Origin of the sequence: Methylopila henanensis (genome assembly GCF_042681025.1) — a bacterium.
Lineage (GTDB): Bacteria > Pseudomonadota > Alphaproteobacteria > Rhizobiales > Methylopilaceae > Methylopila > Methylopila henanensis.
Map to the genome: position 1 here is coordinate 117,513 of NZ_JBHUER010000003.1, position 24,831 is coordinate 142,343.

At 71.1% G+C, this 24,831-nt stretch carries 25 protein-coding genes; 14 read left to right on the top strand and 11 right to left on the bottom strand.

Annotation, left to right across the window (positions count from 1 at the left end; genetic code table 11):
• Positions 1–28 precede the first annotated feature (28 nt).
• Positions 29–1,159 carry a pyridoxal phosphate-dependent aminotransferase gene (locus ACFSCV_RS05205; protein ID WP_378797672.1) on the top strand — a complete coding sequence of 377 codons (1,131 nt, stop codon included), beginning with the start codon at positions 29–31 and terminating at the stop codon, positions 1,157–1,159.
• Positions 1,152–2,096, top strand: a complete 945-nt coding sequence (locus ACFSCV_RS05210) for a prephenate/arogenate dehydrogenase family protein (protein WP_378797674.1) — start codon at positions 1,152–1,154, stop codon at positions 2,094–2,096. Before ACFSCV_RS05205 ends, ACFSCV_RS05210 begins: the two co-directional genes overlap by 8 nt.
• 4 nt (positions 2,097–2,100) lie before the next feature.
• Here the strand turns inward: ACFSCV_RS05210 and ACFSCV_RS05215 are convergent, their stop codons facing one another.
• Positions 2,101–3,153, bottom strand: a complete 1,053-nt coding sequence (locus tag ACFSCV_RS05215; RefSeq protein ID WP_378797676.1) for a DUF2125 domain-containing protein — start codon at positions 3,151–3,153, stop codon at positions 2,101–2,103.
• 172 nt (positions 3,154–3,325) lie between these two features.
• Here ACFSCV_RS05215 and ACFSCV_RS05220 point away from each other — a divergent pair, with 172 nt between their 5' ends.
• Entirely contained in the window at positions 3,326–3,868 is a 543-nt protein-coding gene (locus ACFSCV_RS05220) for a gamma-glutamylcyclotransferase (RefSeq protein ID WP_378797678.1), read from the top strand.
• On the opposite strand, the gene ACFSCV_RS05225 is transcribed toward ACFSCV_RS05220, so the two are convergent.
• The 5 genes from ACFSCV_RS05225 to ftsE all read right to left on the bottom strand — a co-directional run bounded on the left by ACFSCV_RS05225 (position 3,769) and on the right by ftsE (position 7,578).
• Positions 3,769–4,263: a hypothetical protein gene (locus ACFSCV_RS05225; protein WP_378797680.1), complete on the bottom strand. Its 495-nt coding sequence runs from the start codon at positions 4,261–4,263 to the stop codon at positions 3,769–3,771. The genes ACFSCV_RS05220 and ACFSCV_RS05225 overlap by 100 nt on opposite strands.
• Positions 4,264–4,363: 100 nt before the next feature.
• A complete protein-coding gene (locus tag ACFSCV_RS05230; RefSeq protein WP_378797682.1) occupies positions 4,364–5,149 on the bottom strand; it encodes a lysophospholipid acyltransferase family protein in 786 nt (261 codons plus the stop codon).
• 17 nt (positions 5,150–5,166) lie between these two features.
• On the bottom strand, positions 5,167–5,874 hold the full coding sequence (locus ACFSCV_RS05235) for a YdcF family protein (RefSeq protein ID WP_378797684.1): 708 nt from the start codon (positions 5,872–5,874) through the stop codon (positions 5,167–5,169).
• A gap of 76 nt (positions 5,875–5,950) precedes the next feature.
• Positions 5,951–6,922 carry a cell division protein FtsX gene (locus ACFSCV_RS05240; protein WP_378797686.1) on the bottom strand — a complete coding sequence of 324 codons (972 nt, stop codon included), beginning with the start codon at positions 6,920–6,922 and terminating at the stop codon, positions 5,951–5,953.
• Positions 6,919–7,578, bottom strand: coding sequence for a cell division ATP-binding protein FtsE (gene ftsE / locus ACFSCV_RS05245; protein ID WP_378797688.1), 660 nt, complete (start codon positions 7,576–7,578; stop codon positions 6,919–6,921). Before ftsE ends, ACFSCV_RS05240 begins: the two co-directional genes overlap by 4 nt.
• A gap of 178 nt (positions 7,579–7,756) precedes the next feature.
• Between ftsE and ACFSCV_RS05250 the strand changes: the two genes are divergently transcribed.
• From ACFSCV_RS05250 to ACFSCV_RS05275, 6 genes are all read left to right on the top strand, one after another.
• Positions 7,757–8,539 carry an MJ0042-type zinc finger domain-containing protein gene (locus ACFSCV_RS05250; RefSeq protein WP_378797689.1) on the top strand — a complete coding sequence of 261 codons (783 nt, stop codon included), beginning with the start codon at positions 7,757–7,759 and terminating at the stop codon, positions 8,537–8,539.
• A gap of 17 nt (positions 8,540–8,556) precedes the next feature.
• A complete protein-coding gene (gene hpt, locus ACFSCV_RS05255) occupies positions 8,557–9,099 on the top strand; it encodes a hypoxanthine phosphoribosyltransferase (protein ID WP_378797691.1) in 543 nt (180 codons plus the stop codon).
• A gap of 10 nt (positions 9,100–9,109) precedes the next feature.
• Positions 9,110–9,496, top strand: a complete 387-nt coding sequence (locus tag ACFSCV_RS05260; protein WP_378797693.1) for a response regulator — start codon at positions 9,110–9,112, stop codon at positions 9,494–9,496.
• A gap of 117 nt (positions 9,497–9,613) precedes the next feature.
• Positions 9,614–10,396 carry an ABC transporter permease gene (locus ACFSCV_RS05265; RefSeq protein ID WP_378797695.1) on the top strand — a complete coding sequence of 261 codons (783 nt, stop codon included), beginning with the start codon at positions 9,614–9,616 and terminating at the stop codon, positions 10,394–10,396.
• Positions 10,397–10,466: 70 nt separating this feature from the next.
• The gene (locus ACFSCV_RS05270; protein ID WP_378797697.1) at positions 10,467–11,081 is read left to right on the top strand and encodes an ATP-binding cassette domain-containing protein; all 615 of its coding nucleotides are present in this window, start codon (positions 10,467–10,469) and stop codon (positions 11,079–11,081) included.
• Positions 11,078–12,526, top strand: coding sequence for a KpsE/RkpR family capsule polysaccharide export protein (locus ACFSCV_RS05275; RefSeq protein WP_378797699.1), 1,449 nt, complete (start codon positions 11,078–11,080; stop codon positions 12,524–12,526). Before ACFSCV_RS05270 ends, ACFSCV_RS05275 begins: the two co-directional genes overlap by 4 nt.
• A gap of 78 nt (positions 12,527–12,604) precedes the next feature.
• On the opposite strand, the gene ACFSCV_RS05280 is transcribed toward ACFSCV_RS05275, so the two are convergent.
• Positions 12,605–13,075, bottom strand: a complete 471-nt coding sequence (locus ACFSCV_RS05280; RefSeq protein ID WP_378797701.1) for a PEGA domain-containing protein — start codon at positions 13,073–13,075, stop codon at positions 12,605–12,607.
• Positions 13,076–13,227: 152 nt separating this feature from the next.
• Positions 13,228–14,490: a glycosyltransferase family 4 protein gene (locus ACFSCV_RS05285; protein WP_378797703.1), complete on the bottom strand. Its 1,263-nt coding sequence runs from the start codon at positions 14,488–14,490 to the stop codon at positions 13,228–13,230.
• A gap of 145 nt (positions 14,491–14,635) precedes the next feature.
• Here ACFSCV_RS05285 and ACFSCV_RS05290 point away from each other — a divergent pair, with 145 nt between their 5' ends.
• Positions 14,636–15,835, top strand: a complete 1,200-nt coding sequence (locus ACFSCV_RS05290; RefSeq protein ID WP_378797705.1) for an acyl-CoA dehydrogenase — start codon at positions 14,636–14,638, stop codon at positions 15,833–15,835.
• 10 nt (positions 15,836–15,845) lie between these two features.
• On the opposite strand, the gene ACFSCV_RS05295 is transcribed toward ACFSCV_RS05290, so the two are convergent.
• Together ACFSCV_RS05295 and mprF are read right to left on the bottom strand one after the other, a co-directional pair.
• The gene (locus tag ACFSCV_RS05295) at positions 15,846–17,225 is read right to left on the bottom strand and encodes an AcvB/VirJ family lysyl-phosphatidylglycerol hydrolase (protein WP_378797707.1); all 1,380 of its coding nucleotides are present in this window, start codon (positions 17,223–17,225) and stop codon (positions 15,846–15,848) included.
• The gene (mprF, locus tag ACFSCV_RS05300) at positions 17,222–19,975 is read right to left on the bottom strand and encodes a bifunctional lysylphosphatidylglycerol flippase/synthetase MprF (protein ID WP_378797709.1); all 2,754 of its coding nucleotides are present in this window, start codon (positions 19,973–19,975) and stop codon (positions 17,222–17,224) included. The genes ACFSCV_RS05295 and mprF overlap by 4 nt, the downstream gene beginning before the upstream one ends.
• A 197-nt stretch (positions 19,976–20,172) precedes the next feature.
• Between mprF and ACFSCV_RS05305 the strand changes: the two genes are divergently transcribed.
• The 3 genes from ACFSCV_RS05305 (at position 20,173) to ACFSCV_RS05315 (ending at position 22,524) form a co-directional block, all read left to right on the top strand.
• A complete protein-coding gene (locus tag ACFSCV_RS05305; RefSeq protein ID WP_378797711.1) occupies positions 20,173–21,660 on the top strand; it encodes a UbiA family prenyltransferase in 1,488 nt (495 codons plus the stop codon).
• A gap of 7 nt (positions 21,661–21,667) precedes the next feature.
• The gene (locus tag ACFSCV_RS05310) at positions 21,668–22,117 is read left to right on the top strand and encodes a GtrA family protein (protein ID WP_378797713.1); all 450 of its coding nucleotides are present in this window, start codon (positions 21,668–21,670) and stop codon (positions 22,115–22,117) included.
• 77 nt (positions 22,118–22,194) lie between these two features.
• Entirely contained in the window at positions 22,195–22,524 is a 330-nt protein-coding gene (locus ACFSCV_RS05315) for a DMT family transporter (RefSeq protein WP_378797715.1), read from the top strand.
• A 12-nt stretch (positions 22,525–22,536) separates the two neighbouring features.
• Here the strand turns inward: ACFSCV_RS05315 and ACFSCV_RS05320 are convergent, their stop codons facing one another.
• Positions 22,537–23,817: a hypothetical protein gene (locus ACFSCV_RS05320; protein ID WP_378797717.1), complete on the bottom strand. Its 1,281-nt coding sequence runs from the start codon at positions 23,815–23,817 to the stop codon at positions 22,537–22,539.
• A 199-nt stretch (positions 23,818–24,016) separates the two neighbouring features.
• On the opposite strand from ACFSCV_RS05320, the gene ACFSCV_RS05325 reads away from it, so the two are divergent.
• Positions 24,017–24,748 (top strand): lytic transglycosylase domain-containing protein, encoded by a 732-nt coding sequence (locus ACFSCV_RS05325; RefSeq protein WP_378797719.1) that lies wholly within the window; start codon positions 24,017–24,019, stop codon positions 24,746–24,748.
• The last annotated feature ends 83 nt before the right edge of the window (positions 24,749–24,831 follow it).

Genomic DNA, 24,831 nt, shown 5'->3' on the forward strand with positions numbered 1-24,831 from the left:
TTCGACCGCTCATCCGGAGCTTGCCGCCATGACGTCCGCGTCTCCCGCAACCCCCGCCGCAACGCGCCCCCTCCCGCGCGCCAGCGCCCTCGCGATCGAGGCCTATGTCCCCGGCAAGAGCAAGGCTCCCGCCGGGGTGCGGCTGCACAAGCTGTCCTCGAACGAGACGCCGCTCGGGCCCAGCCCGGCCGCGATCGCGGCGTTCCGTGCCGCGGCGGACGGCCTCGAGATCTATCCCGACGGCCAGTCGCGCGCGCTGCGCGAGGCGATCGCCCGCGCGAACGGCCTCGACCCGGACCGCATCGTCTGCGGCGCGGGCTCCGACGAGCTGCTGTCGCTGCTCGCCTACGCCTATCTGGAGCCCGGCGACGAGGGCGTGTTCTGCGAGCACGGCTTTCTCGTCTACCGCATCGCGATCCTGGCCGCGGGCGGCGTTCCGGTGGTCGCGCCCGAGACCGACCTGACCGCGGACGTCGACGCGATCCTCGCCCGCGTCACGGAGCGCACGCGGATCGTCTATCTCGCGAACCCCAACAACCCGACCGGCACCTACCTGCCGTTCGACGAGGTGAAGCGTCTGCACGCCGGCCTGCCGAAGACCGTGCTGCTCGTGCTGGACGCGGCCTACGCCGAATATGTCCGCGCCAACGACTACGCCGCCGGGATCGAGCTGGTGGCGGGGGCCGAGAACGTCGTGATGACGCGCACCTTCTCCAAGGTCTACGGGCTTGCCAGCCTGCGCATCGGCTGGCTTTACGGGCCGGAAGGCGTGGTCGACGTGCTGAACCGCATCCGCGGCCCGTTCAACCTGTCGGGTCCCGCGATCGCGGCGGGCGCCGCGGCGATCGCCGACCGCGCCCACATCGAGGCCGCCGTCGACCACAACGCCCGCTGGCTGCCGGAGCTGACCGGGGCGCTCGGCGCGCTCGGGCTCGCCGTGACGCCGAGCGTCGCGAACTTCGTGCTGGTGCGTTTTCCCGACGAGCCCGGCCGCACCGCGAAGGAGGCCGACGCTTTCCTGACCGAGCGGGGGCTGATCCTGCGCTCGGTGGCCTCCTACGGCCTGCCGGACGCCCTGCGGCTCACCATCGGGAGCGACGAGGCCAACCGCGCCGTGATCGCGGCGCTCGGGGACTTCATGAGGGACGAACGTGGCTGAGGCGGCTCCCTTCGAACGGGTCGCGATCATCGGGCTCGGCCTGATCGGCTCGTCGATCGCGCGCGCGGCGCGGGCGGGAGGCGTCGCCGGATCGATCGTGGCCTACGATCGCGACGAAGCGGTCGCGGCCCGGGTCGCGGCGCTCGGCATCGCCGACGTGGTGGCGGCGTCCGCGGCCGAGGCGGTCGAGGGCGCCGATCTCGTCATCGTCTGCACGCCGGTCGGCGCCTGCGGCGCGGTGGCGGCCGAGATCGCGCCGAAGCTGAAGGTGGGCGCGGTGCTCTCCGACGTCGGCTCGGTCAAGGGCGCGGTCGTGCGCGATATGGGCCGCCACGTGCCGGCGCACGCGGCCTTCATCCCCGCCCATCCGATCGCCGGCACGGAGGATTCCGGCCCCGACGCCGGCTTCGCGGAGCTGTTCCAAGGCCGCTGGGCGATCCTGACGCCGCTGTCGCCCGCCGACGAGGCGGACGTCGAGCGGCTGCGCCGGTTCTGGGAGGGCATGGGCGCGAACGTCGACACCATGACGGTCGAGCACCACGATCTGGTGTTCGCGATCGTCAGCCACGTGCCGCACCTGATCGCCTACAACATCGTCGGCACCGCCGCCGACCTCGAGGACGTCACCCAGTCCGAGGTGATCAAGTACTCGGCGTCGGGCTTCCGCGACTTCACCCGCATCGCGGCGTCCGACCCGACCATGTGGCGCGACATCTTCCTCAACAACCGCGACGCGGTGCTGGAGATCCTCGGCCGCTTCACCGAGGACCTGCAGGCGCTGCAGCGGGCGATCCGCTGGGGCGAGGGCGACGCGCTGTTCAATCTGTTCAGCCGCACCCGCGCGATCCGCCGCTCGATCGTCGAGCAGGGCCAGGACACCGCCGCGCCCGATTTCGGCCGCCGCGCGACGCCGCCGGCTTCGGCCGGCGAGCGCTGAGGCGTCAGAACGCCGGCGGCAGCCGCCCGAGCCGGGCCGGGCCGATCTCGATCCGCCCGGCGTCGATCCGGACGCGGTAGGCGGTCGCCGGCCTGTCGTCGAGCCGCGCGGGCTTGCCGAGCATCTGCGCGCCGGCGCCGAGCAGCGACGACAGCAGGTTATCGCGTCCGCCGCCGCCGAGCAGGCCGCTGACGACGCCGTCGACCCCGCGCGCCGTCAGCCGCAGGTCGCCGTTCACGCGGCCCTCCGTGTCCAGCGAGACATCGCCCTTCGCCTCCGCCGCGACGTCGCCGCGGGTCAGCCGCGCGAGCGCCACGTGCAGCTTGCCGCCGGCCTCCGCGAAGGCGCGCAGCCGCTCCGAGGTCGGGCCGGGGCGGAGGTCGGGCACGCCCTGCGCCTGAAGCTGCAGCTCGCCGGAGACCGGGCCGGAGCCGACCGGCAGGGCGTCGGCGAAGGGCGATACCACGTCGTCGGCGCTGGCGGCGAGGTCGTAGACGCCGTCGGTCGAGGCCGGGGCGCGGCGCATGTGGACCTCGACCCGGCGCGCGGCGCCGATCTCGACGCCGTCCGCGGTCAGGCGCGGCGCCGCGAGCGCGATCGATGCGCGGTCGAAGCGGTTGTCGGAGCCGGCCGCGGCGCTCGCCTGCGCGGTCGCGAAGGACAGGTCGGCGCGGCCGCCGGCGGCGTCAGTGAAGGCGATCGGGCCCTGCAGGTCGCCGATGATGCGGCGCGGATCGTAGATCTGCGCGACGCCGGTGAAGCGCGCGGCGGTCGCGACCACCGGGCCGCCGTCGCCGGGCGCCGTCATGGTCGGCGCGTCGCAGATCAGCTCGATGCGGAACGGGTAGCCTTCGACGCGCCGCGAGCCGCAGGCGTAGACGCGGCCCTTCGTCGCCTCGCGCGCGATCCAGGCGTCGACCGCTTGCTCCGCGCGCCCCGCGGCGACGTTCCAGAAGACGGACCAGAGCGCGGCCGCGAGCAGCAGCAGCGCGGTCGGCAGGTAGATCATCCAGCGCGATCGCGAAGCCGGTCTGGTGGGGTCGTCCTGGCTCGTCATGCTTCCGCTCCGCCGTTCGCGCCTGCGCGATCCGCCTGCGCCGGCCCGTGACCGTCGTCCCGGATCATGTCGATCTCTTGGGGACGCAGGCCCGACGGATATGGCGCGCGATCTTGCCTCGTCCCGCCCCCATCGCCCAAGATCGGACGCCTGCAAGGATCGCCGTGTTTACATGATTCCGACCGACGTCGACTTATGGGTGTTCGCCTACGGTTCGCTGATGTGGCGCCCCGGCTTCGACCATGCCGAGCAGCAGCCCGCCACGGTCGACGGCTATCACCGCGCGCTCTGCATCGCGTCGCACCGGCACCGCGGCACGCCGGAGCGTCCCGGACTGGTGCTCGGCCTCGACGCCGGCGGATCGTGCGAGGGCGTCGCCTTCCGCGTGCCGGCCGAGCGGGTGGCCGACGCGCTGGCCTACCTGCGCGAGCGCGAACTGGTCAGCCACGTCTATCACGAGGTGCTGCTGCCGACGCGGCTCGCCGACGGCCGGGTCGTGCGGGCGGTGACCTACGTCGCCGATCCGCGCCACCCGCAATATGTCGGCGACTTGCCGCTCGAGGAGACGCTCCACCGGGTCAGGCGCAGCGTGGGGGCCGCGGGCCCCAACCCCGACTACGTCCTGAACACCGTGCGCGAGTTGGAGAAGTTGGGCGTGACCGACCCGACGCTCGCCTGGCTCGCCGCCGCGTTGGCGGTGAGCACCGACGAGTAGCTCTGGGTCGCGGACACGAGGTCCTCGATCGCGGCGCGCCGCCGCGCGGGGATCGAGGCGATCAGGTGGACATGGGCCTCGATCTGCTGCCCGGCCGACAGTTGAAGGGCGGGAAGCCCGTCGCCCGGCTCGCCGGCCCAGATCACGCGGCGCGTCCCGTCGGCGCCGACGGCGACGACCAGGATCACGGCGTCCTCCGTCCGCAGGGCTTCGCCGAGCGGCATGACCGTCACCAGATAGCGCCGCCCGGATCGGCCGCGCCACACGCGGTAGCGCTCCCCGAACCCGGCCTCGCGCGCCACATGGGCGAGGCCCTGGTCCGCAGGGTCGGCCGCTCCCGACGCGCGGGAGGCGATCTGCTCGATCAGGGTTGCCGATGGAAACGAATCAGACATTGGGTCTGCGCCTCGTTAGCGTCACCATCGTACCTCCTATGAGCAGAGCGCTGTCAAGTCAGCGGCTTAACCGCCCTTTCCGGCCCGGTTCAAAGGTCCGTCACCGACGCTCGAGCACGCCGGGAGCGTCGGCGCCCAGCGCTTCCGCGGCCAGCGCGTTCGACGCCTGTTCGATGCGGTCGCGGAGCAGGCGCTCGAACGCCGCCCGCGGCAGTCCGGGCGCGATCGGCTCCAGGAACTGGATGACCGCGCGCCCCTTGCGGCGCTTCAGTGTGCCGCGCGGCCAGAACACGCCGGTGTCGATCGCGACCGGCGTCACGGGCAGGCCGAGCTCGGCGTAGAGGTGGACGATGCCCTGCTTGTAGCGCGGCTCGACGCCGACCGGGCGGCGCGTGCCTTCGGGAAAGATGACGATCTGCCGCCCGTCCGCGGCGGCCGTCCGCGCCTGCGACAGCATCTGGGACAGCGCGTCGCCGCCGGCGGAGCGGTTGATCGCGATCATCTTCAGCCGCATCAGGAACCAGCCGAAGAACGGCACCCACGTCAGTTCGCGCTTCAGCACGAACAGCGGGTCGTCGATGTAGGGGACGATCGCGAAGGTCTCGAGCGCCGACTGGTGCTTCGCCGCGATCAGCGCCGCCCCGTGCGGCGCGTGTTCGAGCCCCCGCATCTCCACCTCGACGCCGACGACCGTCTTGAGCAGCCAGAGATTGGCGCGACACCAGAACTTGGCGACGCCGAGCACGTGCCGGCGCGGGAAGAAGAGCACGACGGGAATCGTCGCGAGCGCGATGACGACGAGCTGAAGGGCGAACAGGACGTTGAAGGCGAGCGAACGCCAAAAAACGACGTCGCCGGCGCGACGGCGGAGAACGGACTGGGTCACGGGTCTGGGCGGTTCCGTCAGGAGCGCGACGGGGGCGCGCCGCGATCCGTCGCGGCGGTCTCGGTGGCGCTGAGGCGGGGAGCGAGGCGCACGCGCACCAGAGCGGCGACGTATTTCACATACTCGCCGGCGAGAAGCTTGGCCGTGGACCAGTCGCGCCACCACGGTTCGCCGCGCAGGCGTTCGGTCACGACGGCGTAGGGGACGAGATCGACGTTCGGCATTTCGCGCGCGAGCTCCATGAGCGTGCGCGGCATGTGATAGCCCGAAGTCACCACCACGAGCGAACGGAAATGATGGCGCTCGGCCCAGCGGCGGGTCTCGATCGCGTTCCCGGCGGTGTTGAGGGCGCGGCGGCCGAGATCGACGCAGCAGCGCGCATAGGCCGCGAAATCCGGCAGCGCGCGGGCGAGTTCGCTCTCGGTGGTGGCCGGGTGCACGCCGGAGATCAGCAGCCGCTTGCCGCTGCCGGAGGCGAGCAGCCGCAGCGCGTCCGGTAGCCGTTCGGCTCCGCCGGTCAGCACCACGATGCCCTCGCCGTGAACCGCCTCGGCCTGCCGTTCGCCGGCGGGCACCAGCGTCAGAAAGCCGGCGAAGCCGGCGACCGTCAGCGCTCCGGCGGCCAGGCACACGACCACGAGCGTGCGCACGGCGCGCCATGCGCCGTGCGCCGCCGGGCGGTCGCCGCCGTCGTTCCGCACGCCGAGGTCGGCTTCAGTGCTCATGGTCACAACGCATTCGTTTCCGTACGAAAATGCGTCCGGACGCGGCGTCCCGCAAGGGTCGCGCGCCCGGCGGCTCTCAGTCGAAGGTGCGCAGGGTTCGATAGACGGTGGCGCGCGAGGTCAGGGCGGTCAGAATCGCGATCAGCGCCACGATCGCCGCGACGCCGGCGTAGGCGGTCGGGCCGATCTGGAAATTGCCGAACAGCGCGTCGATCTGGTCGGCGGCGGCGCTGCCCACGCTCTGCTCGGCCGAGAACTCCGCGATCAGGAAGGTCGCGACGGCGGCGACGCCGCCCGCGAGCCCGCCCTTCAGGCCGAGACGCAGAAAGCGGCGCTGGAACTGGCCGGCGATATAGCCGTCGCGGGCGCCCACGAAATGCAGCACCTGGACGATGTCGCGGTTGCCGGCCATGGCGCCGCGGGTGGCGAACACCACCGACAGCACGGTCGCGGTCAGCACGAGCGCCAGAACGCCGAGCCCGAGGCCGACCAGCGTGTTGGCCATCGTCACCAGCCGGTCGAGGAAGCGCCTGTGGTCGTCGAGCGTGGCGCCCGGCACCTCCTTCTCCAGCGCCGACCGGAGCGCGGAGGGATCGAAGGGCTCGGTCTCCGAAAGCCGCAGCACGACGAGGCGGGGGATCGGAAGGTCGTCGAACGACAGGCCGGATCCGAGCCAGGGCTCGAGCAGGCGCGCGGTCTCGTCGTCGCTGTAGGGGCGCACGTCGACGACGCCCCGCGCGGCCCGCGCGAGGACGATGGCGCGCGCGGCCAGGGCGTCGAGATCGCGGCCCTCCGCCGGGCGGATCTGGATGGTGGTCTCGCGCGCCACGTCGGCCTCCCAGCCCGCCGCGGTCGCGCGCACGAGGTCGACGGCCCCGACGGTCAGCGCGGCGAGATAGGTCATGATCGCGATCACGATCACGAGCGTGTGGCCGGACACCGAGGACGACGGGACAATTGGGCCCTGCCGGCGCGCGCGCGGCTTCGGCGCCTCGTCGCGGCGGTCTTTCGTGGCGCCGGGCGGCTTGGGGGAGGGCTTCGCGGTCATTCGTACACGTGGAGGCGGCCGTCATGCAGCACGAGGCGCCGGGCGTCGTAAAGGTCCATCAGCGCGATGTCATGGGTGGCGATGACCACCGAGGTGCCGGATTTGTGCAGCTCCACGAACAGCCGCAGGATGCGGCGGGCCAGTTGCGGGTCGACATTGCCGGTCGGCTCGTCCGCGAGCAGCATCTCGGGCCGGGCGACCAGGGCGCGCGCGATCGCGGCGCGCTGCTTCTCGCCGCCGGACAGGACCGGAGGCAGCGCGTCGAGCTTGTCGCCGAGCCCGACCCAGCCGAGCAGCTCCACCACCTCGGCGCGGTACGCGCTCTCGTCGCGGCCGGCGACGCGCAGCGGCAGCGCGACGTTCTCGTAGGTCGTCAGGTGATCGAGCAGCCGGAAGTCCTGGAACACGACGCCGATGCGCCGCCGGAGCGACGGCAGCTCGCGCTTCGGCAGCGTGACGATGTCGCGCCCGAACACCGAGATCAGCCCGCGGGTCGGCTTCAGCGCGAGAAACAGCAGGCGCAGCAGGGTCGTCTTGCCCGCGCCGGACGGCCCGGTCAGAAACTGGAACGAGTTCGGTTCGATCTGGAACGTCAGGTCCCGCAGCACCTCGGGACCGAGCCCGTAGCGCAGGCCGACATTCTCGAAACGCAGCATGGCGGCCGTCATCTCCGGTCGTGGCGGGCTTGTCGGGGCGATCGCCCCGTTGTCGCGCCGATTATTTTAACGATCCATTAACGATAAGATGGCGTGGTCGTGGAGGGCGCGCGCCCGGACCCGCCCGCCGCGCGATCGCCGCTGCGCATCCCGTCCTTCGTCCGTCATACAGACTGCGATGCTGATCGTCTGCCCTTCCTGCGCCTCGTCCTACCGGATCGAGCCCGACGCCCTCGGCGCCGGGCGCACGGTCCGCTGCGCGCGCTGCCGCACCGAGTGGTTCGCGGCGTCGGACGTCGAGGACGCGGAATGGTCCCCGGCCGAGGAGCCGGAGTCCGGGGCGGCCCAGCCGCCGATCCAGGCGCTGGATGACGATGACGTCATCGACGCGCTGGACGCGGCGGGCCCTTCCGGAGAGGCCGATCCGGCGGCGGGCGCCGCCGCGCCCCGGCCCGGCGGCCGGACGCGCAAGGAGAAGGCGCCGCGGCTCCGCCGGGCAAGAAGCGTCTCCCGCCTGCGCAGGCTGCGCCCGGCCGCCGTGGTCGCGGCGCTCGGGTCGGCGGCTCTGGTCGCGGGTTTCGCGGCGCGGGCGGACGTGGTCAGGCATGCGCCGGCTACGGGCTCGCTGTTCGCGCTCGCCGGCTTCCCCGTAAATGTCCGCGGGCTGGAGATCTCCGCCCTCACTTCGGTCGAGGAGATCGAGGACGGCGTGCCGGTGCTGATGGTCACCGGCGTGGTGTCGAACGTCACCGGGGACGCCATCGAGCCGCCGCGGCTGCGGCTCGCGGTGCTTGCCGGAGACGACCGGGAAATCTACGCATGGACGACCGTGCTCGGCCGCTCGTCTCTCAAGGGCGGCGAGGCGGCTCCATTCCGTTCGCGGCTGGCGTCGCCTCCGGCGGAAGGGCGGCGCATCCAGGTGCGCTTCCTCGCCCGCCGCGACCTGCTGCAGACCAAGTGATTCCGGGGACCCCGACGATGAGCCGCCGCGTGAACGTGCTGTACGACGCCAAGACGATCGCCGCGCGCAACGCCGAGCTGGCGGAAGAGATCGCCGCGTCGCGTCCCGAGCGTCTGCTCGCGATCGTGGTGCTCAAGGGCAGCTTCGTGTTCGCGGCGGACCTGATCCGTGCGCTGCACGAGGCGGGCCTCGCGCCGGAAATCGAATTCCTGTCGTTGTCGAGCTATCTCGACGGCACGGTGTCTTCGGGCACGGTGCGCATCGTCCACGACATCGAAAGCGAGGTCGCGGGACGCGACGTGCTCCTGATCGACGACATCCTCGAATCCGGACGGACGCTGGCCTACGCCAAGGATCTCATGGCTGCGCGCGGCGCGCGGCGGGTCGAGACCTGCGTGCTGCTGGAGAAGCCCGGCAAGCGGGCGGTAACGATCGGCGCCGACTATGTGGGCTTCCAGTGCCCGGACTACTTCGTGGTCGGCTACGGCATGGACGTCGCCCATGCGTACCGTCAGCTGCCGTTCGTCGGCGTGGTCGAGGTCGACGACGGACAGACGTGAAGGAGGCTTCATGGCCCGTATTCTGCTGACTGACGACGAGGAGGCCGTGCGCGGCTTCGTGCAGCGCGCGCTCGAGATGGACGGCCATCAGGTGACGCAGGCGTTCGATGGCGCCGACGCGCTCGACAAGCTCGGCGCCGCGCGGACGCCCTACGACCTGCTGCTGACCGACATCCGCATGCCGATGATGGACGGCGTCGCGCTCGCGCTCGCCGCCGCGCGCGATCACCCGGAGACGGTGATCCTGCTGATGACCGGTTACGCCGATCAGCGCGAGCGGGCGGCCGGGCTCGACGCGCTGATCCACGACGTGGTGACGAAGCCGTTCTCGCTCGCCCAGATCCGGGCCGCGGTGGCGGACGCCCTCGGCTCGCGCGCCGAGCGGCTCAGCGCGTGAGCGCGCCCGGTTGACGCGCCTTGGCGAGGAGTCATCATCTCGCCGCGATCGCGGCGTTGTGGTTGCGCCTCGTCTCGCGCCCGTCCGTCCAACCTGTCGAGCAGGCCGTCAGATCACATGAGCATCGCAGATTCGGCGGCGCTGCAGTTCCGCTCGATCAAGACCCTGATGCTGAAGCGCTTCCGGACGCGCTACGCCGGGTCGCGCGCCGGTTACGCTTGGGCGATCATCGAGCCGCTCGCCTGGGTGTTCGTTCTGAAGTTCGCGTTCGCGGGCCACAGCAACCTGCCGCCGATCGGAACCAGCTACGAGGTGTTCTTCGCGACCGGGGTGACGCTGGCGCGCATGTGGCGCTCAGCCTCCGCCACGGTGATGGGCCCGCTGATGAAGCCGCCCCGGAAGACCTTCCCGGTCTTCAGCCGCCTGGACCAGACTTACGCCATCTGGGCGATGGAATCGATCACCGGCGGGGTGGTGCTGATCGTGATCCTGACGTTGCTCGGCATCTTCGGCATGGATTCCATGCCGGCCGACCTGCTGAGCTGCATCATCACCTATTTCGCGCTGACGGTGTTCACACTCTCCTTCGCCGCCTTCTTCGCGGTCATCATATTCGTCGCGCCGTTCATGTCGCACTTCCGCAGCATCGTCTTCATGATCATGTTCTTCACCTCCGGCTTCGCGACCGTGCTCGACCGGATACCGCCGGCTTGGCGCGACGTGATCTCGTGGAATCCGCTGGTGCATTTCATCGAGTGGTTCCGCGAGGGGTTCTATCCCGGATACGACTGCGCGAACCTCGACCTCGAATACGTCTTCACCTTCACGGTCATCTGCCTTCTGATCGGCCTCGTGGGCGAAAGGGCCTTCCGTCGTCGCGCGCTGGCGCCCGCAGCCTGACCGGGGGCGCATGATCGAGCTGCGAAACGTCTGGAAGGCGTTCGGCTCCGGCCGGAAGCGCCATGTGGTGGTGGGCGGCGCCACCCTCGTCCTGCCGCGTGGACGCAGGATCGCGCTGCTCGGCGCGCCCGGCATGGGCAAATCCACCCTGCTGCGGATACTCGCCGGGCTTGAAGAGCCGGATCAGGGCGTCGTCAGGGCGACCGGACTGCGGTGCTGGCCGTTCAACTACGGCAGCTTCATGGAAAAGAACTCGACCATCCTGCAGAACGGCCTTCTTTTCGAGCACCTCTACAAGGTCGACGGCAAGGAGGTGGCCGCGATCGCCGCCGAATTGAGCGGCGTGAAGGTCGGGGCGGCCAAGCCGTTCCGCAAGTACACGACGCTCGAGAAACGGGCGCTCATGCTCGGCTTCTCGCTGGCGGTGCAGTTCGACTGGTACTTCGTCGACGACAACCTTCCGCCCCCTCCGCTGGATCAGGGGCCGATCATCGACAGCGTGATCGCGGACCGCTTCGAGCGCGCGTCGGTCATCTGGGCGACGAGTGACTCTTCGTTCCTTGAAGGGTATTGTGACGCAGGGCTGGTTCTGCATCGCGGAAAATTGACTTTTTATGATACGTTAGCGGAAGCGTCGGAAGCATACGTCGCCGCGGCTCAGAACGAGGGCTCGAAGCGTAAATGACCGATACCAACGTTATGCGGTCCGGGGGGCCGGCCACCCAGCTCGGGGCTCGCGCCCGCACCATACTGAAATCGCTCGCCGAAAATGCGCCTGCGCGCGCCGCAGCGGTCGCGCCCGCCACGCCGAGCGTCGCGCCGGCGGCCGATGCCGCGCCGGCGCCCGCTTCCCAGGGCGCTGCGGTCGCGGCGGCGCCCGCCGCCGAACCCGCTCCCGGCAAGATCGTCGCGCTGCCTCGCCGCCAGCGCAATGGCGCGCCGAAGCCGAGCGAGGGGCAACTCCCCCGCCCGGCGGCGCGGCCGGTGGCGGCCAAGGCCAAGAGAAGCCTGCTCAAGATCTCGGCGATGCTCGCGATCGGCCTGCCGACGGCGCTCGCGACCGTCTATTACGGCCTGATCGCCTCGCCTCAGTACATCGCCGAGGCGAAGTTCGCGGTGCGCGGCGCCGAAGAGAGCAGCGCGGGCGCCATGGCCGGCGGCCTGAGCCAGCTCGCGGGGCTTTCGACCGCGGCCTCCACCGCGTCGGACAGCTTCATCGTCGCGCAGTTCGTCGAGAGCCGGCAGCTCGTCGACAGCCTGCAGAAGTCCGTCGACCTGCGCTCCGCCTACACGCGCGACGGCGCCGACTTCCTCGCGCGTTACCGGCCGTATGGAACGGACGACACGTCCGAGCATCTCGCCGGGTACTGGAACTCGGTCTCGCACGTCTATTACGAGCCGATCTCGGGCATCATCTCGTTCAACGTCCGCGCCTTCACCCGCGAGGACGCGCTCAAGATCGCGCGCGAGACGGTGCGCGAAAGCGAAGAACTCGTGAACAAGCTGTCGGCCCGCGCCCGCGAGGACGCGATCTTCGACAGCAAGCAGGAGCTGTCGCGGGCCGAACTCCGGCTCAAGTTCGCCCGGAAGGCGATCCAGGACTTCCGCGACCGCGAGGGCGCGGTGGACCCGGCCAAGAGCGCGGAATCCCAGCTCACCATCGTCTCGACGCTTGAGGCGGATCTTGCGAAGCAGGAGGCCGATATGGCCTCCGCCACCGCCTTCCTGAGCAAGGACGCGCCGACCGTGCGCGTCATGCGCAACAAGATCGACGCGCTGAAGCGGCGGATCGAGATCGAGCGCGCCAAGATCGGTTCGCTCGAGGCGCAGGCCAAGAAGGAGACGGCCCGCCCCCTGCTGTCGACGTCGTTCTCGGAGTTCGAGGAGTTGCAGACCGAACGGGACTTCGCGCAGAAGTCCTATGAGGCGGCGCTGGCGTCCGTCGAAAGCGCCCGCATGCGCGCCGAGCGCCAGTCGCGCTACCTCGCGACCTTCGTGGAGCCGCGCCTGCCGGAAGACTCGATGTATCCGCTGCGGATGCAGAGCATCCTTCTGGTGGCCTTGTGCGCGGCCATCGCCTGGGCGATCGGCGTCCTGGTCTTCTACGGTATCCGCGACCACAGCGCCTGATCGCGCACGGTCCGACGACAGTTCGCGCCGCGCCCGGCTTCGGAAGCCCGGCGCGGCGTTTTCGTTTGCTCCGCGCCGTCAGCCTTCCGGGGCGGCTTCGGGCTTGAAGGCCAGTGGCTTCGGCGCCGTGGTCTTTTTGCGCGTGGGCCTGGCGGGGGTGGGCGCAGGCGCCGCGGCATGCGGTTCGAGGACGAGAGCGACGGGGCTCGGATAGTGCTCGAGCGTTGCGCCGGTCGCCGCGTCCACGCCCATGCCGATCACGCCGCCGACCAGCACGTTGCCGGCGAAACCCGCCGCGCCCGAGCCGGCGAGCCGCGTCTTCACCGGCGTGGTGGCGTCCCTGTATCCGGGCATCGACGCGGTGACGACGAACTCGTCCTTCCGGCCGACCGTCAGCGTGCACGGGCTCTGGCAGGAATGGTTCATGGAGGTCTTCACGGCGGCGCCGGGCGGCGTGGTCGTGATCGTGAGCTGGTCGGTCGTCCCGCGAGTGATCGAGGCGCAGGCGGCGAGAGGCAGCGTCAGAGCCGCTGCGAAAAGAAGGCGCATTCGCGAATCATCTCCAGCGGCCGTTCCTTGCGACGACCGGAGATATGCTCGTATGGGTTGCTGAAATCCGGCGACATTAGGGCAAACGCGTATAGGGCTTCGATCGCGCGGCCCCGTGTCTTCCGTGCGTCATCGAGCTCTCTCGTCGCGCGTCAGAGCCCGAGCGCGGCGTCGACCCTGGCGAAATGCGAGGCCCAGGTCGGCGGAGCGTAGGCCGCCGCGCGCGCGAGCGCCTCGTCCCGGCGCGGAGACGGGTCGCGCATGAACGCGGCCACAGCGCGCTCCCAGCCGGGCCCGTCCAGCGGATCAAGATAGTCCGCGGCGTCGCCGGCGACCTCGCGGAACGCGGGGAGGTCGGAAGCGACCGCCGGCGCTCCAAGGCCGAGCGCCTCCGCGAGCGGCAGGCCGAAGCCTTCGGAAAAGCTTGGGAACAGCAGCGCGCGCGCCCCGCGCAGCAGCGCGACGAGGGCCGCGTCCGGCAGGTCGTTGGTCTCAATCACGTGGGCGCGCGCTGCCGGGCACCGTTCGAGGAGGTCGACGACCATCTCGTTTTCCCAGCCGCGGCGGCCGACCAGCACCAGCGTCGGCGTGGCCTCGCCCAGCTTTTCGGCGAGCCGGCGCCACACGTGGAGCAGCGTCAGGTGGTTCTTGCGCGGCTCGATGGTGCCGAGCGCGACGAAATAGGGCTTCGTCGCCGCGAGCGGCTCGACGTCGCGCCGGAAGCCGCTCTCGACGCCAAGTCTCGCTGGCACGATCGGGGGCGCGAACCGCTTCGTCTCCATCGCGAAGGCGGCGAGGTCGCGCGCCGTGTCCTCAGAGTTCGCGATCAGCGTGGTCGCGAACTCGAGCGCGGTCGCCATGCGCCGACGGTGACGCGCGTCCTCGCCGGCGCGGCCGTATTCGGGAAAGCGGATCGGGATCAGGTCGTGGACCAGCACGGTGAGGTCCGCGCCCGCTGCGCGGATGGCCTCGAACGGCGCCGTGCGGTCGAGGCGGATGTGGGAGACGTGGACATAGGTGTCGCCGGGCGCGACCGGGGGAAAGGCGAAGCCCGCGAGCGCGATCGCCCGCAAGCTGAGCGCGAGTCTGGTCGCGTCCTCGCCTTCGTCATGCTTGGAGGCGGCGTCCCATGCGGCGGGCGTCGGCGCCCCCAGCCTTCCGGCGAGCTTGCGGGCCGCAGCGGCGTCGCCGCGGCCTTCGCTCCAGCGCCGGTCGAGCGCCTCCACCAGCGCCGCCACCCGGCTGCGCGGCAGCCGGCCTGCGACGCGCCCCGTGATCGCGGCGAAGCCCGTGCGTTGGGGCGGCAGCTCCAGCATGCGGCGGGCGTAGGCGAGCTCGACCCGATCGACGCCAGTCGCGACCGGATGGTGCGCGCGCGTCAGAAGGCGTGTGACGTCGAGGACGGTGCGGGGCATGGCGGGCCGGGGATGCTCTGGGGCCGGACGGCGTGGGCTGTCGCGGCGTAACATGCGCCGCCGTCGGCCCGCGGCGCGGCGGGCCTTGGCGGCGGCGCGCTTCCGGCCGATCTTTCGCCCGATGACGACGCCAAAGGACCCGCCCATGACGCCGCCGGAAACGCCCGCCCCCGCCTTCGACTGGGAGGACCCGTTCGATCTGCGCTCGCAGCTCACCGAGGACGAGCGGCTGGCGCAGGACACGGCGGAAGCCTACGCGCGGGACAGGCTCATGCCGCGGGTGCGGGACGCTTACCGGCACGAACGCTTCGACCGCGAGATCCTCGCGGAGATGGGCGAACTCGGCCTGCTCGGGGCCACGCTGCCGGAAGCCTATGGCGGGGCGGGGCTCGGCTACGTCGCCTATGGCCTCGCGGCCCGCGAGATCGAGCGCGCCGATTCCGGCTACCGCTCCGCCATGAGCGTGCAGTCCTCGCTCGTGATGTATCCGATCTGGGCCTATGGCGACGAAGAGCAGCGCCGCCGCTTCCTGCCGAAGCTCGCCCGCGGCGAGGCGGTCGGCTGCTTCGGCCTGACCGAGCCGGACGCGGGCTCCGACCCGGCCGGGATGCGCACCCGCGCCGACCGGATCGACGGCGGCTACCGCCTGAACGGCGCCAAGACGTGGATCACCAACGCCCCGATCGCGGACGTCTTCGTCGTCTGGGCGAAAAGCGCCGCCCATGAGGGCCGCATCCGGGGCTTCCTGCTGGAGAAGGGCGCGAAAGGCCTCTCGGCGCCGAAGATCGAGGGCAAGCTCGCGCTGCGCGCCTCGGTCACCGGCGAGATCGTGATGGACGGCGTCGAGGTGCCGGAGAGCGCGCTGCTGCCGAACGTCTCGGGCCTCAAGGGGCCGTTCGGCTGCCTCAACCGCGCGCGCTACGGCATCGCCTGGGGCGCCATGGGGGCGGCGGAGTTCTGCTGGAAGGCGGCGCGGGACTACACGCTCGCGCGCGTCCAGTTCGGCCGGCCGCTCGCCCAGACCCAGCTCGTGCAGAAGAAGCTCGCCGACATGCAGACCGAGATCGCGCTCGGGCTGCAGGCGGCGCTACGGGCCGGGCGGCTGTTCGACGAGGGCCGGCTCGCGCCGGAGGCGATCTCGCTGATCAAGCGCAACGCCTGCGGCAAGGCGCTCGACATCGCCCGCGTCGCGCGCGACATGCACGGCGGCAACGGCATTTCGGACGAGTACCACGTGATGCGCGTCGCCCAGAACCTCGAGGCGGTGAACACCTACGAGGGCGCGCACGACGTGCATGCGCTGATCCTCGGCCGCGCCCAGACCGGGCTGCAGGCGTTCTCGTAGAGAACGAGCGTCAGCGTCCCGCCGCGGCGCGGGTCGCGAAGGCGTCGTCGAGCTTGGCGGCCAGCGCCTCGTAGTTTTCGTCGAAATGGTGCCCGCCGGGCTCCTCCAGCCGCGCGGAGGGCGGGAACGTGTCGGTGGCGCAAGCAACGTCGTTGTCCGCGTCCTTGAGCTCGTCCTTGCCGTAGATGCACAGCACCCGGTCCATCGGCAGCGCCGCGGCGGGCTTCAGCACGTCGTGCTCGCCCGACTTGACGCCGAGCCAGCCCGAGACGCTGAGCTCGAAATCGGCGGTCTTGGACAGTCCGAGCAGCGCGATCAGGCGCACGGAATCCCGGGTCTGCTTCGAGATGCGGCCCCAGGCGAAGGGGATGACGTCGGCGCCGAAGGAGTATCCGGCGAGCAGCGTCTTCGGCGCCTTCCACTCCGGCCCGTAGCGGCCGAGGATCGCCTCCAGGTCCTCGCCCATCTCGCGCGGGGTCTTCTCGTTCCAGAAGTAGCGCAGCGTGTCGACGCCGACGACGCCGTAGCCGCGCGTCTGGAACTCCTCGGCGAGCGTCTTGTCGAGATCGCGCCAGCCGCCGTCGCCGGCGTAGATCACGACGAGGCCCTTCGGATCGGGCTGCTTCGGCGGGTAGAGCACCAGCGGCAGGTCGTTTACCGCGTCCGCGTCGCTTCCGCCGATGTCGAGCGCCGCGTCGCGGGCGGCCGCGGCCATGTCGGAGCCCGCCGGCTGCTCGACGACGTCGCCGGTCGGCAGCGGCGCGACGAAATCCTTGACCGCCTGCGGCGCCGGCCCGTCGGTCAGCACGCGCCATTCGCCCTGCAGCGGCGCCGGCGTGTCGGAGCCGAGGACGAGGTTGGCGCCGTCGCGCGTCTCGGTCTTCGGGCCGTCGCAGAGCGGCTTCGCCAGCGGGACCTTGCCCGTGAAGCCTACCGAGACCGCGCCCGTGAACATGTTGGCAGGCGCCTGCGACAGCGCCGCATAGGCGACGTCCGCGCCGCGGCCGACGCCGAGCAGCACGGGGAAGCGGTAGCGCTTCAGGCCGAGCTCCTTGCCGGCGAGCCGGCCCCATTCCTCGACGTCGCCGGGCAGGAAGACGCAGTCCTCCTTCTCGCGCCCGAGCCCTTCGAGCCAGCGCGGCAGGTCGACCCCGATCACCAGCGCGCCCTGGCGCGCGAGCGCCTCGGCTTCGGCGGCGCGGGCCGGCGTCCAGCCGTCCATGTCAGAGATCAGCGCCACGATCGCCTCCGGCTCGTCGGCGGGAGCGACGATGGGCACGTTCGCGACGGTCTCGTTGCCGGCGGTCGCGCGGCGGAGGTCGTCGGCGGAGGCGGAGCCAGCGAGCGCGGCGGCGCAGGCGAGCGCCAGAAGCAGCCGCCGGGCGGTCACGCGGCGCTCTCCTTCGGCTCGGCCAGCAGCGCGGCGCGCATCGCCTCGTCCGCCCGCTTCGGCGCGCCGCCGATCAGCGCGGTGACGTCGAGCAGGATTTGCGGCAGCACCCACCCGCCGGGGCAGGCGAGGTAGCGCGGCTCCCACACCGGCGAGAACTTGGACTTGTAGGTCCTGAGGCCCTCGAAATTGTAGAAGTTGTCGCCGTAGCGGAACAGGAAGGCGCCGACGCGGTTCCAGGTCGGCCCGAGCGGGTGGTCGACGAGCCCCGACAGCGGCGCCATGCCGAGGTTGAACCAGCGGTAGCCGTCGGCCTTGGCGCGCAGCATCAGCCGCACGAACAGCGCGTCCATCACGCCCTTGGGCGCGTCGGGAAGGTAGCGCATCAGGTCCACCGTGGCCTCCTCCTTGTTCGCGCCGTACCACATGTTGGCGAAGGCGACGATGCGGCCCTCGTGCCGGACGATCGCCATGTCGAAGTGGCGGAGGTAGCTTTCGGACCAGAAGCCGAGCGAGAAGCCCTTCTCCCCGACCTTCTTGGAGGCCATCCAGACGTCGGAGACGCGGCGCAGCTCCGGCAGCAGGGCGGCGGCCTGCTCGCGCGGCACGATCGCGACCTCCAGCCCCTCCTTCGAGGCCTTGCGGTCGACGTAGCGCCACTCGTAGCCGGCCTTGCCCTCGAGCGTGAATTTCGAGAGCTCGACCCGCGCCTCCTCGCCGAGCTTCAGCAGCGACAGGCCGAGGTCGAGATAGGTCGGCAGCCGCGCCACGCTCGCCTGGTAGAACACCGGCCAGCCGCCGTGCTGGTCGGCGAGTTCTCGGAACGCCCAGAGCAGCTCCGACACCTTGTCCGCGGGGCCGATCGGGTCGCCCATCGCGACCCAGCTCCGGCCCTGCACCTGGTACATGATGAAGGCGTCGCCGGCCTCGGAGAACAGGAAGCGCTTGTCGCCGAGAAAGGCGAGGTTGGCGTCCGCCCGCGGCGACCGGGCGACGATCTCGGCGACGCGGCCGGAGGCGGCGTCGGCGGAGGCCTTCGGCGCGCTGTGACGGTGCAGCAGCGCGTGCAGGCCGATCGCGAGCGCGGCTACGCCCGCCGCGAGGCTCGCGCGCAGGAAGCGCGGCGCGTCGCCGCGATAGGCGAAGTCCCACCACAGGTCGTTCGAATATTCGACGTTGCGGTAGGCGAAGAAGCCGAGCCAGACCGAGCCGCACAGCACGATCGCGACCGCGGCGAGCCAGGCCGGCGCGAGGTCCTGGTCCCACAGCGAGGCGCGGCGGTAGAAGGCGCGGCGGTTGACGGTCAGCAGCGCGAGGACGACGCCGAGCACGATCGCCTCCTCGACGTCGACGCCCTTCACGAGCGAGAACACGAGGCCCGCGGCGAGCAGGAGCTGGGCGATGCGGTAGGCGCCGTCGAGCCGCCGCAGCAGGCCGCGCGCCACCACCAGCAGCACCACGCCCACGACGCTCGCGAGCAGGTGGGAGGCCTCGACGAAGGGCAACGGCACGAAGCCGCGCAGCACGTGCAGGCGGTCGGTCTCGGCCGGCAGCGCGCCGGAGATCAGCAGCACGATGCCGCCGAGGAACACCGCCGCGCCCAGCACGATGGGCGCCACGGGCCGCATGACGGCGGCGAGCATCACGCCGGCGCGGTGGAAGTAGCCCTTGCGGCGGGCGAACTCCGAGCCCCCGAGCAGCCCGAGCGCGAGGGTGAAGGGAATGAGGTAATAGACCACCCGCCAGAGCAGCAGGCTCGCCAGCACCGCGTCGGCCGGCAGGTTCGGCAGCGCGATCAGCACGGTCGCCTCGATGACGCCGGCGCCGCCCGGCGCGTGGCTCAGCATGCCGAGCGTCATCGCGACCACGAACAGCGCGGCGAAGGTCGGGAAGGCGATCACGGCGTCCGCGGGCAGCAGCACCCACAGCGCGAAGGAGGCGCCGAGCAGGTCGACGAGGCCGATGACGATCTGGGCGCCGGTCGATTTCACGCCCGGCAGCGCGAGCCGGTAGCCTTCGATCGTGACGGCCCGCTCGCGCCGCGAGATCCAAAGCAGATAGAACGCCAGCGCCGCCAGGATCGCGATCCCGATCGCCATGTTGACCGAGACCGGCAGGCCGTCGAGGCGGGAGACGTCCGGCGCCTCGGTAACGAGGCCGATCGCGAGCGTGAAGAAGATGCCGAGCCACAGCGTGAGCGCCGAGATCGCGGTGATCGCGGCGACCTCCGCCGCGCCGAGGCCGGCGCCGGCGTAAATCCGGTAGCGAACGGCGCCCGCGACCACGAGCTGGAACCCGATCGTGTAGGACAGCGCGTAGCCTGTGAACGAGGCGAGCGCGGCGACGGGATAGCCGACGTCGCGGCGCTTGATGTGCAGGATGCCGAACCAGTCGTAGCCCGTGAGCGCCACGTAGCTCGCGGCGGTCGCGGCGAGCGCGACGCCGAGCGTGCTCCACGGGGTGGCCGCGATCGCCTTCTTGACGTCGTCGAGCTTGACCTCCTCGACGAGGCCGTGGAGCACATAAAGCACCACGGCGAACAGCAGCAGGGAGGCGAGCGCGCCGACGGTGCGCCACGGCACGGTGGCGGCCCAGGCGCGAAGGCGCGGGAAGGCCAGAGGCGGCGGGGCCTCGCCTGGGGCGGCGCCGTCGTCCGACGTGGCCGCCTGCACGGCGGAGGCGTCGTCGGGCGGTGCGTCGCCAGGCGTCGTCGCGTCGGGGGCGGGGGCCGTCTCGGTCGGTCGGGACATGTCAGCCGTGGCACATTGCGTGAAGCGGGCCGCGAAGCAAGCCGCGCGACGTATGGCGCGGAGAGAAGGCCTCGACAATCGCGGCGGACATAGGGCGGATTTTAACCCGAACGCGATAGCAGAACGTCATGCGTCTTACGACAGGCGTCCGGCTGGCGCCGGCGCGCTCGACCGGACGCACGCGAACGGAGGCCGGCATGAGGGCCGCAAGCATGACCCTGGTCGAGGAGGTCCGCCGCCCCGCGCCGTCCGGCCTCGCGCCGCTGGCGGTCGACGTGGACGGCACGCTGATCCGCGGCGACCTGCTCGCCGAGCAGGCGCTCGTCTTACTGCGCAATCCGCTGCGCATCTTCACGCTGCTGTTCTGGATGCTGAAAGGGCGCGCCGCGCTGAAGCGGCGGCTGTCCGAAAGCGTCGAGATCGACGTGGAGGCTCTGCCGGTCAACGAGGAGCTCGTGGCCTTCATCGAGGCGGAGCGCGCGAAGGGCCGCGAGATCCATCTCGCCACCGCCTCCGACGCGCTGGTCGCGGCCAAGCTCGCCGCCCGCTTCGGATTCGTCGACGGCGTGATCGCGAGCGACGGCGTCTCGAACCTGAAGGGCGAGGCCAAGGCCGCCGCGCTGACGAAGCGCTTTCCCGACGGCTTCGCCTATGCCGGCGACGCCGCCGCCGACCTGCCGGTGTGGCGCGCGGCCAAGGAGACCGTGGTGGTCGGGGCGCGCGCCTCGACGCTGAAGGCCGCGCAGGCCATCCGTCCGCCGCTCGCCGTCATCCCGCGCCCGAGGGTCGGCGTGAAGACCGTCGCCAAGGCCGCCCGCGTGCACCAATGGGCCAAGAACGCCCTCGTGTTCGTGCCGATGATCCTCGGCGGCGAGGCGCTCGACCTCCACACCTGGGCGGTGACGCTCGCGGGCTTCGTCCTGCTCGGAATTCTGGCGTCGTCGACTTATCTGCTGAACGACCTCTGGGACATCAATGACGACCGCCGGCACTGGTCGAAGCGCGACCGCGCCTTCGCGAGCGGCCGGCTGCCGATCGCGGCCGGCCTCGCCGCGGCGCCTATCGGCATCGCCGTCGCGCTCGGCGGCGCGGCGCTGATCGGGTGGGGGGCGTTCTTCGCGCTGCTCGGCTATCTCGTCGTGACCCTCGCCTACTCGTTCCGGCTGAAGCAGGTCGCGGTGCTCGACGTGTTCACGCTCGCCGGCCTGTTCACGATGCGGCTCGTCATCGGCGTCGCGCTCGCGGGCGTGGTCGCGTCGCCGTGGCTGCTGGTGTTCTCGATGTTCATCTTCGCCTCGCTGTCCTTCGCCAAGCGCCACACCGAGATGGTGCGGGTGGCGCTTGCGGGTAAGGACAAGGCCGCGGGCCGCGGCTACGTCGCCGCCGACGCGCCGTTCCTGATCTGCATGGGCACGGCCACCGGCATGTCGGCGGTGCTGGTCATGGTGCTCTACATCTTCAACGAGGCGTTCCCGGCCGGCATGTACCAGACGCCGGGCGCGCTCTGGGCCTTCCCCTGCGTGCTGTTCCTGTGGCTCGGCCGCGTCTGGGTGCTCTCGGGCCGCGACGAACTCCACGACGACCCAGTCGCCTTCGCGGTCCGAGACCGACCGAGCATCGCGCTCGGCGCGGTGATGGCGCTCGCCTTCGTCGCGGCGATCGCCCCTGTCGGCCGGCTGTGGTGAGGCGGCGATGCAGAGCCTCGTCGCCGTCCTGCCGCCCGCTCTGCGCGCCCGCATGAGCCCGGCGGAGCTTCGCCGCATCGGCCGCTTCCTGCTCGCGGGCGGCTTCGCGGCCTTCGTGAACTGGGCGGCGCGATTCCCGCTCAACGAGATCATGCCGTTCTCGGCCGCGGTTCTGGTCGCCTACGGTATCGGCATGGTGGTGGGCTTCTTCCTCTACCGCCTGTTCGTGTTCGAGGCGCGCGAGGGCGACGCCCGCTCGCAGCTCTGGAAGTTCGTCGTCGTGAACCTCGTCGGCGCCGTCGAGGTCTGGCTGCTCGCGCTCGCCTTCGTGCACTGGCTCGCGCCGGCCGTGGGCTGGACGCTCTGGGTCGAGCCCATCGCCCACGCCGCCGCGATCGGCATCGGCGCGGCGACGAGTTATGTCGGCCACCGTCTGCTGACGTTCCGGGGGATGTGAGGGGGCGGGGGCGTCCCGCCTCGCGCTCCGGCGATCCCGTGCTAAGCCCCGTCGCGGACAAAGACGGGAGCGGGACGATGAACTGGCTTTACCTGACGGCGGCGATCCTGTGCGAGGTGTTCGCCACCTCGGCGATGAAGACGACCGAGGGCTTCACCAGGCTCGGTCCCTCGATCCTGACCATCCTCGGCTACGCCGTCGCGTTCTACTTCCTGTCCCTGACGCTCCGGACGATCCCGATCGGCGTAGCCTACGCCGTATGGTCGGGCGCCGGCATCGTGCTGATCTCGCTCGTCGGCTGGCTCGCCTTCGGCCAAAAGCTCGACGCGCCGGCGATCGCGGGCGTCGGGCTGATCGTGGCGGGCGTCGTGGTGCTGAACCTGTTCTCGAAGGCGGGCGCGCATTGACGCGCTAGGGTCTCACCCGCCCTTGGTGATCGCCACGACCGCGAAGGCGGCGACGTTCAGGCCGATGGCGTAGGTCGTCAGAAGCTTGAACGGCTTCAGCCGCTCGGCGACCTTGTCGGCGGCGCCGGTGAAAGCGCCGGCGATCAGCAGCAGGTAGATCACCGGCAGCCAGTCGAGCGCGTAGCGCTGCACGTTGTGCTGCGAGAAGCCGTTCGAGTGGTAGAACAGCGTGATCCCGCCGATCACCGCGGCGACGACGAGGCCCACCAGCAGCTTCGCGTCGGGGCGGGCGTAGAAGGCGTAGAGCACGAACGGGCTCGCGGCGAGGATCGACGTCCCCATCTGGTCCATCCGCACGATCTCGGTCATGTACTTGCCGCCGAACTCGATGTGGAAGCCCTGCAGGAACATGTGGGCGACGTTGAAGACGAAGTAGTCCTTCGCGAACAGTCCGATGTCGATGATCCGCCAAGTGATGAAGTTGCGGTCGTTCTCGGCGGGGTAGGCGGCGATGTACTTGTAGCCGGTCTCCATCGGCGCGCCGAAGCGCAGCCAGTTGTAGAGACAGTAGGCGGCGATGGCGGCGAGGATGGGCGCGCCGATCTTGAGCGCGTCGGCGATGGTCTCGCGGTCGAAGGCGATCAGCGGCTCGTCCTTGGGGCGCGACAGCGCGAAGACGAAGGGCGCCACGAACAGCGCCATCTGGCGTGACAGGAAGGCGAGTCCGATCAGCAGGCCTGCGAGCCAGAGCCGGCGGTCGAGCGCCGCGAGCAGCGCGAGGCTCACCAGCGGCAGCGCCACCGCCTGCGCGAAGAACCAAACCGCGTCGCCGCGCAGGGCCACGTAGATCGCGGGCGTTCCGAACACGAAGGCGAGCGTGGTCCAGAGCCGCGCCTCGCGGTCGGCGCCCAGGCGGGCGGCGATCGTCCACCAGGTCCAGCCGGTGACCGCGAGCAGAGCGCCGGAGATGATCAGGAAGCCGGAGGCGTTCGGGCCGAACAGCGCCACGACGGGCAGCGCGAAGAAGGCCGGGACCGGCGGGAAGATCACGTAGATCTTCTCCATGAACACCGCGCAGTCGCTGTCGAAGCAGGCCGTGCTCCAGAACCGGCCGTGGAGCCAGGCGTCGGCGAGCAGCGCGTAGCTGTTGCCGCCGCCGCTTTCCCGCAGGGCGCGGTAGGCGAGCGCGGCGAGCAGGGCGCCGGCGAGCGCGAAGGCGACCGCGGTCACGACGGTCCAGCGGTCGAACCGGAACGAGCGGCGCGTGTCGCCTGCGGCGTGGGTCGCGGTCATCGGTCGGCGCTCCGGTCAGGCCTTGCGGCGGTCGGACCGCATGATGACAGCAAGGCTTTGGCGAAACGCTAACGCGTCCGCAGGCCGAAAGGCCGGAACATGACAAGCTCGGGAGACGTCGCCGCCGCGCTTTCGCCGCCTGGGGAGGTCATGCGATACCGGTGGCTCACGCGCGCGACGAGGTTCCACGCGACCGATGATGCGGACCGCCATCCTTGTTCTCCTCGCGGGGCTCGCGTCTCCGGAGGTCCGGGCCGAGACGCCCCAGGCTCCGGAGCCGGCCCCCGCCGCGGGCCTCGCGACGCCCGCCGTCGCTCCCCCGGCGCCGCAGGAGACGGTCGCCGCGCCCAAAGCTCCCGAGACCGCGGGCGACGAGGCCGTGATCCGGGGCCTGATCCGTGTCGCCGCGGCCGAGAACGGCGTGCCGGCCGAGCTCGCGGAGGCGGTCGCGGAGGTCGAGAGCGGCTTCAACCCGCAGGCGGTCGGCGGCGTCGGCGAGATCGGGCTGATGCAGGTGCTGCCGTCGACCGCCCGCATGCTCGGCTTCCGCGCTCCGCTGAACGAGCTGTTCGATCCCGCGACCAACGTCCGCTACGGCGTGCGCTACCTCGGCGACGCCTGGCGCATGACCGGCGAGGACATCTGCGGCACGGTCATGAAGTACCGCGCGGGCCACGGCGAGACCCGTTTCTCCCACCGCTCGGTGGCCTACTGCGTGCGGGTGCGGGCGATCCTCGCCGCCCGCGGCTTCAAGCTCACCGGCTCAGTGCCGGTCGCGACCTTCGGCGCGCCCGTCGGCGTCTCGACGGCGCCGGGCGTCCGCCGGCTCGCAAACGGGCGGGTGCGGATGCGGTTCAACTGGCGCAGCGTGGACGTGCGGCGAAAGGCGCTCGACCGCGCAGGGGCGCAGTCGCTTTCGATCATGCGTTAAGCAGCCCGGGCGAAACCGCCGGGAAAAAATCCCGCCAATGCATCTTCGCGCTGGACGCCGTCCGCCGTTGGCCTCATGTGGAG